Origin of the sequence: uncultured Streptomyces sp. (assembly GCF_947488945.1) — a bacterium.
Lineage (GTDB): Bacteria > Actinomycetota > Actinomycetes > Streptomycetales > Streptomycetaceae > Streptomyces.
In genome coordinates this window covers 82,418-95,318 of the sequence record NZ_CANLBS010000024.1, presented here as the reverse complement: position 1 = coordinate 95,318, position 12,901 = coordinate 82,418, and the positions used below count along the sequence as shown (strand labels likewise).

The following is a 12,901-nucleotide window of genomic DNA, read 5'->3' as shown; positions in this document are numbered from 1 at the left end:
GCCGGTGACGGGCTCAGCCGATGGAGATCGACGTCTGGTAGGTCGTGCTCTGGACCCAGGCCGTCTCTCCGCCGCAGCTGTACACCGAGGCGGCCGACGACGTGGCCGTGACCCAGGATCCGCTGTGCGTCGAGGAGATTCCGCGGTAGTTGATGCACGTGACGACGACGCGCACGGAGCCGGCGCCCCCGGTGCAGTCCGCGTACCCCTTGACGCCGGCGCTGTCCGACCAACTGGAGCACCCGGTGGGGCCGGCTGCAGAGGCCGGAGCCGCACCGGCCAGTCCGGCTCCCAGGAGAGCCGCCGTCGCGACGGCGGCAGCCGAGATCTTCTTCGTGAAAGCCATGAGATTTCCCCCTCATCATCAGAATTTTATGCAACCCCCAGATCGTTCTCGGAGTTCCGTAAGAGGGCAAGGCATCGTAAGGAATGGGTCATGTGATCATTTTCACGTGTGGCTGGGTTTATGTCTCCCTCGCGGGCATTCCCGCACGGGCCTCCGCCAGGTACAAAGACCGCTCGGGTGAAGAGGGAAAGGCGAAAGAAGGCCGATGCGGGTGACTTTTCCGGACTCATCGATGCATGCTGGATTCTGCTCCCTCGCACCGCGGAGGGGGCCCGGCCCACGCACGGCCGAGCCCTCTCCACACGACTGTCCGGCTACACCCAGGTGTCCAGCCACATCCGGTCCCGCCAGGACCCCTCCGGGATCGATGTCCCCGTGTACAGCGGCCAGAAGTAGATGAAGTTCCAGACGATCAGCAGCACGATCACGCCCACCGCGACCACGCCCACCGTGCGGCGGCGTTCGCCGGTGGGGTCGGCGGAGGGCAGCAGGCCGGTGTCGGCCTTGGGGCCGGTGCCGGGGGCCGGGCCGAGCATCGCGCCGAGCATCATCGTGACGGCGAGGCAGAGGAACGGGACGAACACGACCGCGTAGAAGAGGAAGATCGTCCGTTCCTGGTAGAAGAACCACGGCACCCAGCCCGCGGCCACCCCGCAGGCGATCGCGCCGGCCCGCCAGTCGCGGCGGAAGACCCAGCGCCACAGCACGTAGAGCAGGGCGAAGCAGGCGGCCCACCACAGCAGCGGGGTGCCTAGGGCGAGCACCTCGCGGGCGCACTTGCCGGTCGCGGAGGAGGTGCAGGAGTCCTCCTCGTAGAAGTACGAGACGGGGCGGCCGAGGACGATCCAGCTCCACGGGTTCGACTGGTAGGTGTGTCCGGAGGTGAGGCCGACGTGGAAGTCGTACACCTGGACCTCGTAGTGCCACAGGCTGCGCAGCCAGTCCGGCAGCCAGGACCAGGAGCTGCCGCGCCCCTCGGTCTCGGCCCAGTGGCGGTGGTAGCCCTTGTCGGTGACGAGCCAGCCGGTCCAGGACGCGAGATACGTGGCGAGGGCGACCGGCACCGTGGACAGGAAGGCGGGCAGCAGATCGCGGCGGAGCACCGCGAGGTACGGCTGCACCGCGCCGGCGGTGCGGCGGGCGCCCGCGTCCCAGAGCACCGTCATGACGCCGAACGCCGCCAGAATGTAGAGGCCGTTCCACTTGGTGGCGAAGGCGAGCCCCAGCATCAGGCCGGCCGCCAGCCGCCAGGGCCGCCACCCCAGCCGCAGCGTGGAGGCGATCCTCGCGTCCGGCCGCAGCACCCCGTCCTCGTCCACCGGCAGTGCCGCAGCGAGTCTGCGCCGGGCCCAGTCCCGGTCGGCGACCAGGCAGCCGAACGCGGCGAGCACGAAGAACATCAGCACCAGGTCGAGCAGCGCGGTGCGGCTCATCACGAAGTGCAGGCCGTCCACCGCGAGCAGCAGGCCGGCCAGGCAGCCGAGGAACGTGGACCGGAACATCCGGCGGCCGATCCGGCACAGCAGCAGGACCGAGACCGTGCCGAGCAGCGCCACCATGAAGCGCCAGCCGAACGGGGTGAACCCGAAGATCTGCTCGCCGAGGCCGATGACCCACTTGCCGACCGGCGGATGCACGACGTAACCGGGGTCGGTGGGGACGTCCACCCGCGACGGGTCGTTGAGGATGACCTTGTCGATGTCCTTGGGCCACGCCCCCTCGTACCCCTGGTTGATGAGCGCCCAGGCGTCCTTGGCGTAGTACGTCTCGTCGAATATCACCGCGTCGGGCTGTCCGAGCCGCCAGAACCGCAGCACCCCGGCGACGAGCGTCACCAGCAGCGGGCCGCCCCACGCCGACCAGCGCACCAGGCGTTCCTCGGTGTCCGGCGACACCCCGAGGACCGACCACAGGCGGGGCCCTGGGCGGTTGTAGGGCGGTACCAGCCGCTCGCGCAGTCCGGGCCCCCCGGCCCGCGGCGCGTAACCGAACCGGCGCAGCCGCAGCTGCCAGGGCGATGGCTCTTCGCCGCGGGGCTCCCCGGCGTCTTGGCCCCGCTGGGCCTCGGGCGCAGTACTCGTCACCGCGCCATCGTAGGGAAAGCGACTGTGCGAGTGGTGCCGCCGGGGCTGGGAGGATGGGACCTGTGACTGGAACGACTGGAACGACCGGAACGCTGGTACTCGCGGGGACGCCCATCGGCGACGTGGCGGACGCCCCGCCACGTCTCGCCGCCGAACTGGAGAAGGCCGACGTCGTCGCCGCCGAGGACACCCGCCGGCTGCGCCGGCTGACCCAGGCGCTCGGCGTCCACACCACGGGGCGTGTCGTCTCCTACTTCGAGGGCAACGAGTCCGCCCGCACGCCCGAACTGGTGGAGGCGCTGACGGGCGGCGCCCGGGTCCTGCTGGTCACCGACGCCGGCATGCCCTCGGTCTCCGACCCCGGTTACCGCCTGGTCGCCGCCGCCGTGGAACACGACATCAAGGTGACCGCGGTGCCCGGCCCCTCCGCGGTGCTGACCGCGCTGGCGCTCTCCGCGCTGCCGGTCGACCGCTTCACCTTCGAGGGCTTCCTGCCCCGCAAGGCCGGTGAGCGCCTCGGCCGGCTCCGCGAGAACGCCGCCGAGCGCCGCACGATGGTCTACTTCGAGGCCCCGCACCGGCTGGACGACACGCTGGCCGCGATGGCCGAGGTGTTCGGCGCGGACCGGCGGGCCGCGGTCTGCCGGGAACTGACCAAGACGTACGAGGAAGTGAAGCGCGGGCCGCTCGGCGAACTCGCCGCCTGGGCAGCGGAAGGGGTGCGCGGGGAGATCACCGTGGTGGTCGAGGGCGCGCCCGAGTCGGGCGGCGAGGAACTGGACGCCGCCGAGCTGGTGCGCCGGGTGCAGGTGCGCGAGGAGGCCGGGGAGCGCCGCAAGGAGGCCATCGCGGCGGTAGCCGCCGACGCGGGGCTGCCGAAGCGCGAGGTGTTCGACGCGGTGGTGGCCGCCAAGAACGCTGCCAAGAACCCGGACAAGGCGGCCGGAAAGGCGGGCGGCGCGGCGGGTGGCGCGAAGCCGTAGGCCGTATGCCCGGACCCGGACGGCGGGACCACCCGCGCCGGCCGGGCCGGTACGCGTACGCTCACGCCTCGCCGGTCAGCAGCGCGTACGCCGTCGGGACGAAGGGATCGCCGCTCAGCCGGACCCGGCGGGTGCAGAGCGCGGCGACGGCGGTGCCGGTGGCGGGCCGGAAGCCGATGAACGCCTGCTGCCCCTGCGTCGCCCCGGCATGGAAGTACGCCGGGCCGAGCGGCGTCGGGTGCACGAACCACGTGAGGGAGTGGGTGTGCGCGTGGGTCGGTCCGCGCCGGAGCACCGGCCTGCGCACCTCGTCCAGCGCGGTGGCGAGCGGTCCGGCGGCTTCGGCCGGGGCTGCGAGGTGCGCTTCGAGGAACGTCAGCAGGTCGTGCGGGGTGGAACGGACCGCGCCCGCCCCGGCGAAGCCGCCGATGTCGAGTGGCGGCACCGGTGTGCCGTCGCGCCGGTGACCGGTGGCGTCCACGCCCTCCCGGCCCGGACACGCCGAGGTGCCGTCGAGCCCGAGCGGCGCGAACAGCCGCCGGTGCAGCAGCGGTTCCCACGGGGTGCGGGTGGCGGCGGTCAGTGCGTGGCCGAGGACCGACACCGCGAAGTTGGAGTAGCGCCAGCGGGTGCCCGGAGCCCGGCGCGGCCGGGCGGCCAGGAAGGACTCCACGACCCGCTCCGCGGGAAATCCGGCGTACGGGGCGGTGGACCAGCGGGGCAGGGCCTGCGGGTAGAAGGCGGGCGGCAGCGCGGGCAGCCCGGAGGTGTGGGTGATCAGGTGGCGCAGGGTGACCGCCCCCAGATGCGGGTGGACGGGCCGGCCGGGGGCCAGCAGGTCCGCGGCCCGGTCCTCGTACGACAGCTTGCCCTCGGCGACCAGGCCCGCCAGCAGCAGTCCGGTGAACGTCTTGGACGCCGACCCCAGCTCGTGCCGGAGCAGGTCCCGCGGCCGGCCGGCGGGCGCGGGTGCGGTGCCGCCGCAGTGGACGGTACGGACCCCTTGGCGGCTGAGCGCGAACACCGTGTCGGGCGCGCGGACGGTGGTCGAGGTCTCCGACAGCAGCCGGGCGGCGACCGGGTCGGCGGCACGGCCGCCCGCCTCCCGGGGCCGCCTGCGACCGGCTCCGTCGCCCGCGGGCGTGTCCGTCTCCGGCCGGACGGGCCGGGGGCCGCGGCTCACGCGGGGGCCAGGTCCGACATCGCGCGGGAGAGCGCGAGGGCGGAGGCGAAGGCGGCGACCAGCGTCGGGTGGTAGACGAGGTCGAACACGGTCTCCGGGTCGCCCTCCGGCATGCCGCCGGTCACCGGCATCGCGCCGTCCTCCTGCTGGGCGGCGGCGAACCCGGCCCAGGCCGCCGGGTCGAGCGTCGGCTCGGGCAGGCAGGCGTCGACCACCAGCAGTTCGCCGAGCAGGTCCCAGCGCCCGAGGTCGAGCCAGTCGTCCAGCCACACCGGCAGCCAGAGCGCCAGATAGTCGGCGATCTCCGCAGGCAGGCGCTCGGGGGACTCGCCCCAGTCGGTGAGGTGGAAGACCGTGTGGGTGATGTCGTAGCCGATGTGTCCCTCGACGGTCCACGGCTCGGGACGCGCGGACAGCCAGGTCCGGGAGAGCGCGGTGGCCGGATCGACGCTGGGGGACAGGCCGAAGCGGCGCTCGGTGGCGGCCAGTCCGAGCCGGCGCACCGGCAGCACCTCCAGCCGGGCCCAGCTCTCCAGCCGGTGGTTGAGCCGCACCGCGGCCTCCAGGTCCGGCTCCCGGTAGCCCAGCTCCTTGAACGGCACGTACACCTCCATCGGCACCGGCGACATGGGTTCGCGCCGCTGGCCGTCGGTGAGCCGGCGGCCCGATTCCAGGTGCTCGTGCCAGCAGTGGTCGAGGAGCTTGCGGGCGAGGGCGGCCTGCTGGGAGCCGGCGACGCCCTCGCGGAAGATGACCTTGCCGATCAGGGCCAGTTCGCCGAGCGGCTTGAAGCGGTCCAGCATGCCCGCCTCGGGCGGCGGGTCGTCCTCCAGCCGGAACCCGTCGCGGTGGGCGTACAGCCAGTCCACCGCCTTCGCCCCGACGGTGTGGATCTGCTGCATACCACTCATGCGGATTCTCTCCTTCCGGTTTCGACGGCCGACCGTCCGGAGCGCGCCGGTGCGCCGGACCCGGCCGCCGCCCCGGACCCGGCCGGGCCCCCTGCGGCGCGGAGGCACGCGAGCGTCAGCGCCGCCGCGAAGGACGTCACGAGGGTGGAGTGGTAGCAGCCGAGGAACGGGTACGGGTCCGGGGCGCCCGGCTCCCCGGCCGCCGCCCGGCCGGCCGGCGCGCCGGTCTCCGGCAGCGAGCCGCCGGGGTCCTGCACGGCGGCCAGTACCGGCCACGCCGCCTCGAACACGCTGTCCGCCGGGGGGCCGGGCAGGCAGGCCGCGACCGCCACCAGTTCCGCGCCGAGGTCCCACTGGGCCCCCTCCAGGCAGCCGTCGATCCAGGCCGGCAGCCAGGTGCGCAGGTAGGCGTCGAGGTCGGCGGGGAGCCGCTCGGGGGCCAGCCCCCAGTCGGCGACGTGGAAGACCGTGTGGGTCAGCGCGTACCCCGAGGAGCGTTCCAGCGTCCAGGGCTCGGACAGCCCGCCGAGCCAGGTGCGGCGCAGGACCGCGCCGGCGTCGGTGTGCGCCGGTACGCCCACCCGGCGCTCGGAGTTGAGGACCCCCAGCTGCCGGTTGGCGTGCTGCTCGGTGTGCGTCCAGCCCCTGGTCCCCGCGAGCGTCCGGGCCAGCGCCTCGAACCCCGCGTGGCGCAGGCCGTGTCCGGCGAAGGCCGCGTAGATCTCGAAGGGGTACGTGGCGAAGGGCTCGGAGCGCAGCAGGTCCAGCAGCAGCCCGCCCTCGCGGACCTCTCGCCACGCGTGGCCGACGAGGTCGCCGGCGAGGGCGTGGCAGGGGTCGTCCGGGGCGGTTGTGCGGTGGACCGTCGAGCAGAGCTGGGCCAGCTCGCCGAGCGGCTTGAGGGTGCGGTTGACGTCGGTGTACGGCTCCAGCACGTCGTCGGGGAGCACGAAGCCCTCGCGGTGGCCGTCCACCCAGGCCAGGCAGCGCACCAGTACCTGCCGGGCCGGATCGGCGGCGGCGCCGGTGCCGGCCGCGGGCGCGGGCGCTGGGGCGACGGACGGGCGGACGCCGGGCGCCCCGGCCCGGTCCGGTGCCGTGGGCCGGGCGGGGGCTGTCCGGTCCGGCCCCGGCGCCGCAGGGGGCGCGGTCGCCCGTTCCGCCGTCATCGGTGCCGCGCCTCGGACATCAGGCGGGCGGCGCGCACGTTGAGCGCCACCCGGGGGTCCAGGCCGCCCATCAGCTCGACGAAGTCGAGACCGGTGGCCAGCCCGAGCGTCGGCGGCTCGCCGCCGAGAGCTGCCAGCCAGCGGCCCGCGCCGGCCGCCTGGGCCCAGTCGCGGCGCCGGACGGCACGCACGAAACCGCGCGACAGGTCGGTGGTCCGGCACCGGGCGACCCGCTCGACGGCCGACGAGGCGGCCGGCACGGCGAGCGGCGCGAGCTGGGAGAGCTGGTGGGTGAACGACTGCCAGGGCGCCTCGTCGAGCCCGGTGACGCCCGGCTCGCCCAGGCCCGCCGGGGCGGTTCCGGCCGCTCCGGCGGGGACCGGGGCGGCCACCCGGTGCAGGGCGGAGAGCATCGCCCAGTGGCTCCAGGCGGTGGAGGCGGGCGCGCCGGGCTTCGGCGGGAACTCCTGCGCGGCGCGGTGCAGCACCGCCACGTCGCCCGGGTGCGGGCGCTCGCCGCGCAGGACGCTCGGCAGCAGCAGGTCGGCGCCGATGACCCGCACCGCGGCGACACCGGTCCGGTCGTCCTCGTCGATGCCGGCCGCGCCGCACACGGTGGCGAGGTGGCCCCCGCTCCGCAGAGCGAGGACCACCTCGTTCGCCAGTCCGTGCACCGCGTCCGTGAGACGGGAGGATGCGGGTGGCTGGTTCATGGGCCGTGTTCAGCCCTTCTTCGGCCGCGGGGTCGGGGGCGAGAGGAGGAGGGCTCCGGCGCCGCCGACGAGCGCGAGCGCGGCGCACTCGCGCGAGTCGCGGTAGAAGCCTTCGACTTCGCCCGGGTTGAGCGCCGCCTCCAGCTCCTCGTCGATGTCGGTCGTGGTGGGGGTGATGTCCGTGTACATGGTGTTCCCGTTCTGTGGAAATCGGGTTTTCGTACATGACGAGTGAAAACCCGATGGATGAAGTTCGCAAACCGGGCATGCCGTTTGTTTTGGGTCGATTTTTGATTGAATCCTGAGGCAATCGCTGTGACCCTTGCGGGGCTTGGGACCGGCCGGGAGGGGGCCTGCGCACGCTCCTGACTGCGCCCCCGGAAATACGCCGTGCACGCGCCCTTCGCGCGCCGTGCGCTCCCGCGCCGGGCCAACGGTTGGTCCCGGCAACCACCCATCGGCGTCATGCGCGTGCCAAGGCGGTCCCAAGGAGTCCAAGAACGCATCAACACTGCTCGTGAGCCGGTGCGTGCCGCGGTCGCCGGGTGTGCACTGAAGAGGAGCGGAGCACACTCCGGAGCCTTGTCCGGCGGACAAGAGGAGCAAGCATGAGTGAGATCGCAGCGACCACCGTCCACGAGGCCTACGCCTTCGCCTGCATGCGGTGCGGGTTCGGCTGGGAGCAGGGGTACGAGATAGAGCACCACGTCGACGGCTCCGGCCACCCCTTCGTGGTCTACAAGGTGGACGGCGAGAGGGTCCCCTCGCCGCTGTCCACGCCCCGCTGCGCCAACTGCGGCGGGTCCGTGGTCCGGATCATGCGGGAGGGGCAGATCTCCACCGTGCAGAGGCTCCTCCAGCCGCAGCCGAAGCGACCCAAGCAGCGCAAGCCGGGCCGGGACGAGGCCGCCGGCGCGGACGCGGCGCCCTCCGCCGAAACGGCCGCCGTCCCCGTGGCCGCGGGGGCCGGTCACCACTGGCACCTGTCCGACCTCCTCCACCCCTTCCACCGGCGCTGACGCTCCGGGCGCCGCCGGCCGGCCCGGCGGCGCCGTACCTCGTGCCGCGCACCCGTACCCGGCACTGTTCCGTTCATCCCGTACGGGACTTCCCGTACGGCGTCCCTCGCTCCCCGGTCGGCCGGGGGCCTCGTACGATCGTCGGCATGAGCCGCTCCGAAGCCCCGCCGCTGCCCGAACCCCTCGGGGTTCCGGTCGCCGACTCGCACACCCACCTGGACATGCAGGACGGCACCGTCGAGGAGGGCCTCGCGCGGGCCGCCGCCGTCAACGTCACCACCGTCGTCCAGGTCGGCTGCGACGTCGCCGGGTCCCGCTGGGCCGCCGAGACGGCCGCCGCCCACCCCTCCGTGCACGCCTCCGTCGCCCTGCACCCCAACGAGGCTCCGCGCATCGTGCACGGCGACCCGGACGGCTGGTCCCGCCAGGACGCCAGGACCCCGGGCGGCAGGGCCGCGCTGGAGGAGGCGCTCGCCGAGATCGACGCGCTCGCCGCCCTCGACCACGTGCGCGGCGTCGGAGAGACCGGGCTCGACCACTTCCGGACCGGGCCCGAGGGGCGGGCGGCCCAGGAGGAGTCGTTCCGGGCGCACATCGAGATGGCCAAGCGGCACGGCAAGGCGCTCGTCATCCACGACCGGGACGCGCACGAGGACGTGCTGCGCGTCCTCGCCGACGCGGGCGCTCCCGAGCGGACCGTCTTCCACTGCTACTCGGGCGACGCCGAGATGGCCCGGATCTGCGCGCGGGCCGGCTACTTCATGTCCTTCGCGGGCAACGTGACCTTCAAGAACGCCCAGCCGCTGCGCGACGCGCTCGCCGTCGCCCCGGCCGGGCTGGTGCTCGTCGAGACCGACGCGCCCTTCCTGACCCCCGCCCCCTACCGGGGCCGCCCCAACGCGCCCTACCTCATCCCGGTCACCCTGCGGGCCATGGCCGAGGTCAAGGGGATGCACGTGGACGACCTGGCCGCCGCGGTCGCGGACAACACCGCGCGGGCGTTCGACTACTGAGACCGGCGGCGGTACGGGACCGGGCGGCGGGCGGAACGGGAGGGCGGCGGGCCGGGCGACCGCCCGGCGGGCGCGGAGCCGGCGCCCTCCCGGCCCCGTACGCTTACCCGGTGAGCAGCACAGAGTCCGACGCCCTCCTGGGCCCCGCAGACATCCGCGAGCTGGCCGCCGCGCTGGGCGTACGTCCCACGAAGCAGCGCGGCCAGAACTTCGTCATCGACGCCAACACCGTGCGCAGGATCGTGCGCACCGCCGAGGTCCGGCCGGACGACGTCGTCGTCGAGGTGGGGCCGGGTCTCGGGTCGCTGACCCTGGCCCTGCTCGAAGCGGCGGACCGGGTCGTGGCCGTCGAGATCGACGACGTGCTCGCGGCGGCCCTGCCGGCCACCGTGGCCGCCCGGATGCCGGGCCGCGCGGACCGTTTCTCCCTGGTGCACTCCGACGCCATGCTGGTCACGGAGCTGCCCGAGACCCCCACCGCCCTGGTCGCCAACCTCCCGTACAACGTCGCCGTGCCGGTGCTGCTCACCATGCTGGAGCGGTTTCCGAGCATCGAGCGGACCCTGGTGATGGTGCAGGCCGAGGTCGCCGACCGGCTCGCCGCCCGTCCCGGCAACAAGGTCTACGGCGTGCCGTCGGTGAAGGCGAACTGGTACGCGGACGTCAAGCGCGCCGGGTCCATCGGACGTACCGTCTTCTGGCCCGCGCCCAACGTCGACTCCGGACTCGTCTCGCTGGTCCGCCGCGCCGAGCCGGTCAAGACCTCCGCGAGCCGCGCCGAGGTCTTCGCCGTCGTCGACGCCGCCTTCGCCCAGCGCCGCAAGACGCTGCGCGCCGCGCTCTCCGGCTGGGCCGGCTCCGCGCCCGCGGCGGAGGCCGCGCTGGTGGCCGCCGGGGTGTCGCCGCAGGCCCGCGGCGAGTCGCTGACCGTCGAGGAGTTCGCCGCCATCGCCGAGAACAAGCCGACCGGGGCCGGCCCGGCCGCCCCCGACACGGACCCGGAGCCCGCCGCGTGAGCGCCGCCGTCACCGTCCGCGTGCCCGCCAAGGTGAACGCGCAGCTCGCCGTGGGGGCCGTGCGCCCGGACGGGTTCCACGACCTCGCCAACGTCTTCCTCTCCGTCGGCCTGTACGACGAGGTCACCGCCACCCCCGCCGACGGACTTCGCATCACCTGCTCGGGCCCGGACGCCGCCCTGGTGCCGCTGGACCGCACCAACCTGGCCGCCCGTGCGGCGCTCGCCCTGGCCGAGCGGTACGGCATCAGCCCGGACGTGCACCTGCACATCGCCAAGGACATCCCGGTGGCGGGCGGCATGGCGGGCGGCAGCGCCGACGGCGCCGCCGCCCTGGTGGCCTGCGACGCCCTGTGGTCCACCGGCGCGTCCCGCGAGGAGCTGCTGGAGATCTGCGCGGAACTCGGCAGCGACGTGCCGTTCAGCCTGGTCGGCGGCGCGGCGCTCGGCGAGGGCCGCGGCGAGCTGCTGACACCCGTCGAGGTGGGCGGTACCTTCCACTGGGTCTTCGCGGTTGCCGACGGCGGGCTGTCCACCCCGGCGGTGTACGCGGAGTTCGACCGGCTCGCCGAAGGCGCCGAGGTGCCCGCCCCCATCGCGTCCCCGGCCCTGCTGGACGCGCTGCGCGCCGGTGACGCCGCCGCGCTCTCCGGAGCGCTGGCCAACGACCTCCAGCCGGCCGCGCTGTCGCTGCGCCCCTCGCTCGCCGCCACCCTGGCGGCCGGCGCCGACGCGGGAGCCCTGGCCACGCTGGTCTCCGGCTCCGGGCCGACCACCGCCTTCCTGGTGGCGGACGAGGAGTCGGCGCACAAGGTCGCCCAGGCCCTGCTGAACTCGGGCACCTGCCGCACCGCCCGTGTCGCCGTCGCCCCCGCCCGGGGCGCGGAGATCGTCGCGACGCAGGCGGTCTGACCCGTCTACGGTCGCGGAGTGACTGAAGCCTCCTACCTCGCCGCGGTGCGGAACTCCTACGACGCCGTCGCCGCCGATTACGCCGTACTCGTCCCGGACCCGACCGAGCTGGATCCCGTCTCCCGGGCGATGCTCGCCGCGTTCGCCGAGCTGGTGCGGGCAGGCGGCCCGAAGCCGGTCGCGGACCTGGGGTGCGGACCGGGCAAGGTGACGGCACACCTGGCCGGTCTCGGGCTGACCGCGTTCGGCGTCGACGTGTCGCCCGCGATGGCCGTACTGGCCCGCGAGGCGCACCCCGGACTGCCGTTCTGGGTCGGCACCATGACCGCGCTCGCCCTGGCCGACGACGTGCTCGGCGGCATCCTGGCCCACTACTCGACCCACCACACGCCGCCGGACCTGCTGCCGCGGGTGTTCGCCGAATTCCACCGCACTCTGGCGCCCGGCGGCCATCTGCTGCTCGCCGGTCACGTCGGTTCGGGCGAGCGGCGACGCCCGGCCCGCGCTTACGGCGGCCACCCGGTCTCCTACGAGAGCCACCGGCTGTCGGCGGACGTGCTCGCCGGGCTGCTGGCGGACGCGGGTCTCGTCGTCACCGCGCGGACGGTGCAGGACCCGGACGACGACGGGCGGTGGCGGGTCGCGGGCCTGCTCGCCCGCAAGCCGCTCGCCCGCAAGCCGCCCGCCCGCAAGCCGCCCGCCCGCAAGCCGCCCGCCCGTACGGGATGAGCCCCGGCCCGTGCGGGCGGGCCCCGGCGGGATGGGCCCGACCCGTACGGGATGGCCCGGCGCCCACGGGATGAGCCCGTGCCCGCCTCAGCCCACCCGGACCGTGCGCTTCGCCAGTTCGTAGGCGGGGAGCATCGCCTCGTGCTCCGCGGTGTCCAGACCGCCCAGGTGCACGACGACCGGGCCGTCGGGGGAGGCGACCGCGAAGGCGCGCTCGGTCTTGGTCTCGTCCGTCACCTCGACGGTCTCGGTGTACGTCACCTCGACGCCGCGGAGGCCGCCCGCCTCGAACTCGGCGTACGCGGCCCCGCCCGCGTTCTCGTCGGCGGCGAGGAACGCCTCCAGCGCCTTGCGGGCGTCGTCCGGCGCGGCACCGGTCCAGACCCGGAGGTAGCCGATGTGTCCGGCCGGCTTCGCGTCGATCTCGCACGCCATGGTGAGGGGGCCCTGCTGAGCCAGTTCGGCCAGTTCCGACGCGGGATCGACCGACACCGCTTCCGGCGTCCAGTCCGCCGCGTGGTCGAAGGTCACCGGCAGCGGGCAGGCCGACCCGGCGCCGCCCACCGAGCCGCCCCGGGCCGCGTCGGCGGTGCGGCTCCCCGCCGAGGGGCCGTCGTCACCGCCGTCGTCACCGCTCTTGGCCCCGTCGTGGGTCCGGGCCGTGGCGCCGCCCGTCTTCCCCTCGGCGGACGTGCCGCCGTCCGACGGTCCGCAGCCGGTCAGCACGACCGCCGCCAGCACCGCCGGGGCCACGGCCCGCGCGATCGTTCCCCGCATGTGTTCCCACCCCTGTGACCGGCCGCCGGCCGTCCGCGCGTCGCGGA

The 12,901-nt window shown here is 74.5% G+C and carries 14 protein-coding genes; 6 read left to right on the top strand and 8 right to left on the bottom strand.

Annotation, left to right across the window (positions count from 1 at the left end):
- Positions 1-13: 13 nt before the first annotated feature.
- Positions 14-346 carry a hypothetical protein gene (locus tag Q0994_RS29110; RefSeq protein ID WP_299540450.1) on the bottom strand — a complete coding sequence of 111 codons (333 nt, stop codon included), beginning with the start codon at positions 344-346 and terminating at the stop codon, positions 14-16.
- Between the two features lie 314 nt (positions 347-660).
- Positions 661-2,430, bottom strand: coding sequence for a dolichyl-phosphate-mannose--protein mannosyltransferase (locus Q0994_RS29105; RefSeq protein WP_299540448.1), 1,770 nt, complete (start codon positions 2,428-2,430; stop codon positions 661-663).
- A gap of 62 nt (positions 2,431-2,492) precedes the next feature.
- Here Q0994_RS29105 and rsmI point away from each other — a divergent pair, with 62 nt between their 5' ends.
- Entirely contained in the window at positions 2,493-3,413 is a 921-nt protein-coding gene (rsmI, locus tag Q0994_RS29100) for a 16S rRNA (cytidine(1402)-2'-O)-methyltransferase (protein WP_299540446.1), read from the top strand.
- A gap of 61 nt (positions 3,414-3,474) precedes the next feature.
- On the opposite strand, the gene Q0994_RS29095 is transcribed toward rsmI, so the two are convergent.
- The 5 genes from Q0994_RS29095 to Q0994_RS29075 form a co-directional block, all read right to left on the bottom strand.
- The gene (locus Q0994_RS29095; RefSeq protein WP_299540483.1) at positions 3,475-4,479 is read right to left on the bottom strand and encodes a serine hydrolase; all 1,005 of its coding nucleotides are present in this window, start codon (positions 4,477-4,479) and stop codon (positions 3,475-3,477) included.
- 113 nt (positions 4,480-4,592) lie between these two features.
- Positions 4,593-5,507 carry a DUF6895 family protein gene (locus Q0994_RS29090; protein WP_299540444.1) on the bottom strand — a complete coding sequence of 305 codons (915 nt, stop codon included), beginning with the start codon at positions 5,505-5,507 and terminating at the stop codon, positions 4,593-4,595.
- A complete protein-coding gene (locus tag Q0994_RS29085) occupies positions 5,504-6,676 on the bottom strand; it encodes a DUF6895 family protein (protein WP_299540441.1) in 1,173 nt (390 codons plus the stop codon). Before Q0994_RS29085 ends, Q0994_RS29090 begins: the two co-directional genes overlap by 4 nt.
- Positions 6,673-7,389 carry a hypothetical protein gene (locus tag Q0994_RS29080; protein WP_299540439.1) on the bottom strand — a complete coding sequence of 239 codons (717 nt, stop codon included), beginning with the start codon at positions 7,387-7,389 and terminating at the stop codon, positions 6,673-6,675. The genes Q0994_RS29085 and Q0994_RS29080 overlap by 4 nt, the downstream gene beginning before the upstream one ends.
- Before the next feature lie 9 nt (positions 7,390-7,398).
- Entirely contained in the window at positions 7,399-7,578 is a 180-nt protein-coding gene (locus Q0994_RS29075; protein ID WP_299540437.1) for a hypothetical protein, read from the bottom strand.
- Positions 7,579-7,997: 419 nt separating this feature from the next.
- On the opposite strand from Q0994_RS29075, the gene Q0994_RS29070 reads away from it, so the two are divergent.
- The 5 genes from Q0994_RS29070 to Q0994_RS29050 all read left to right on the top strand — a co-directional run bounded on the left by Q0994_RS29070 (position 7,998) and on the right by Q0994_RS29050 (position 12,077).
- Positions 7,998-8,408, top strand: coding sequence for a hypothetical protein (locus tag Q0994_RS29070; RefSeq protein ID WP_299540435.1), 411 nt, complete (start codon positions 7,998-8,000; stop codon positions 8,406-8,408).
- A gap of 146 nt (positions 8,409-8,554) precedes the next feature.
- Positions 8,555-9,421 carry a TatD family hydrolase gene (locus Q0994_RS29065; RefSeq protein WP_299540433.1) on the top strand — a complete coding sequence of 289 codons (867 nt, stop codon included), beginning with the start codon at positions 8,555-8,557 and terminating at the stop codon, positions 9,419-9,421.
- Between the two features lie 110 nt (positions 9,422-9,531).
- Positions 9,532-10,437, top strand: coding sequence for a 16S rRNA (adenine(1518)-N(6)/adenine(1519)-N(6))-dimethyltransferase RsmA (gene rsmA / locus Q0994_RS29060; protein WP_299540431.1), 906 nt, complete (start codon positions 9,532-9,534; stop codon positions 10,435-10,437).
- Positions 10,434-11,348 (top strand): 4-(cytidine 5'-diphospho)-2-C-methyl-D-erythritol kinase, encoded by a 915-nt coding sequence (locus tag Q0994_RS29055; RefSeq protein WP_299540429.1) that lies wholly within the window; start codon positions 10,434-10,436, stop codon positions 11,346-11,348. Before rsmA ends, Q0994_RS29055 begins: the two co-directional genes overlap by 4 nt.
- 18 nt (positions 11,349-11,366) lie before the next feature.
- A complete protein-coding gene (locus tag Q0994_RS29050) occupies positions 11,367-12,077 on the top strand; it encodes a class I SAM-dependent methyltransferase (RefSeq protein WP_299540427.1) in 711 nt (236 codons plus the stop codon).
- Positions 12,078-12,164: 87 nt separating this feature from the next.
- Here Q0994_RS29050 and Q0994_RS29045 read toward each other — a convergent pair whose 3' ends face one another.
- Positions 12,165-12,854: a lipoprotein gene (locus tag Q0994_RS29045; RefSeq protein WP_299540425.1), complete on the bottom strand. Its 690-nt coding sequence runs from the start codon at positions 12,852-12,854 to the stop codon at positions 12,165-12,167.
- Positions 12,855-12,901: the final 47 nt, after the last annotated feature.

Bases quoted from the DNA above. Each gene is read 5' to 3' on its own strand.
- Q0994_RS29110 (WP_299540450.1), bottom strand. From the start codon at position 346: ATGGCTTTCACGAAGAAGATCTCGGCTGCCGCCGTCGCGACGGCGGCT.
- Q0994_RS29090 (WP_299540444.1), bottom strand. From the start codon at position 5,507: ATGAGTGGTATGCAGCAGATCCACACCGTCGGGGCGAAGGCGGTGGAC.
- Q0994_RS29085 (WP_299540441.1), bottom strand. From the start codon at position 6,676: ATGACGGCGGAACGGGCGACCGCGCCCCCTGCGGCGCCGGGGCCGGAC.
- Q0994_RS29080 (WP_299540439.1), bottom strand. From the start codon at position 7,389: ATGAACCAGCCACCCGCATCCTCCCGTCTCACGGACGCGGTGCACGGA.
- Q0994_RS29075 (WP_299540437.1), bottom strand. From the start codon at position 7,578: ATGTACACGGACATCACCCCCACCACGACCGACATCGACGAGGAGCTG.
- Q0994_RS29070 (WP_299540435.1), top strand. From the start codon at position 7,998: ATGAGTGAGATCGCAGCGACCACCGTCCACGAGGCCTACGCCTTCGCC.
- Q0994_RS29065 (WP_299540433.1), top strand. From the start codon at position 8,555: ATGAGCCGCTCCGAAGCCCCGCCGCTGCCCGAACCCCTCGGGGTTCCG.
- Q0994_RS29045 (WP_299540425.1), bottom strand. From the start codon at position 12,854: ATGCGGGGAACGATCGCGCGGGCCGTGGCCCCGGCGGTGCTGGCGGCG.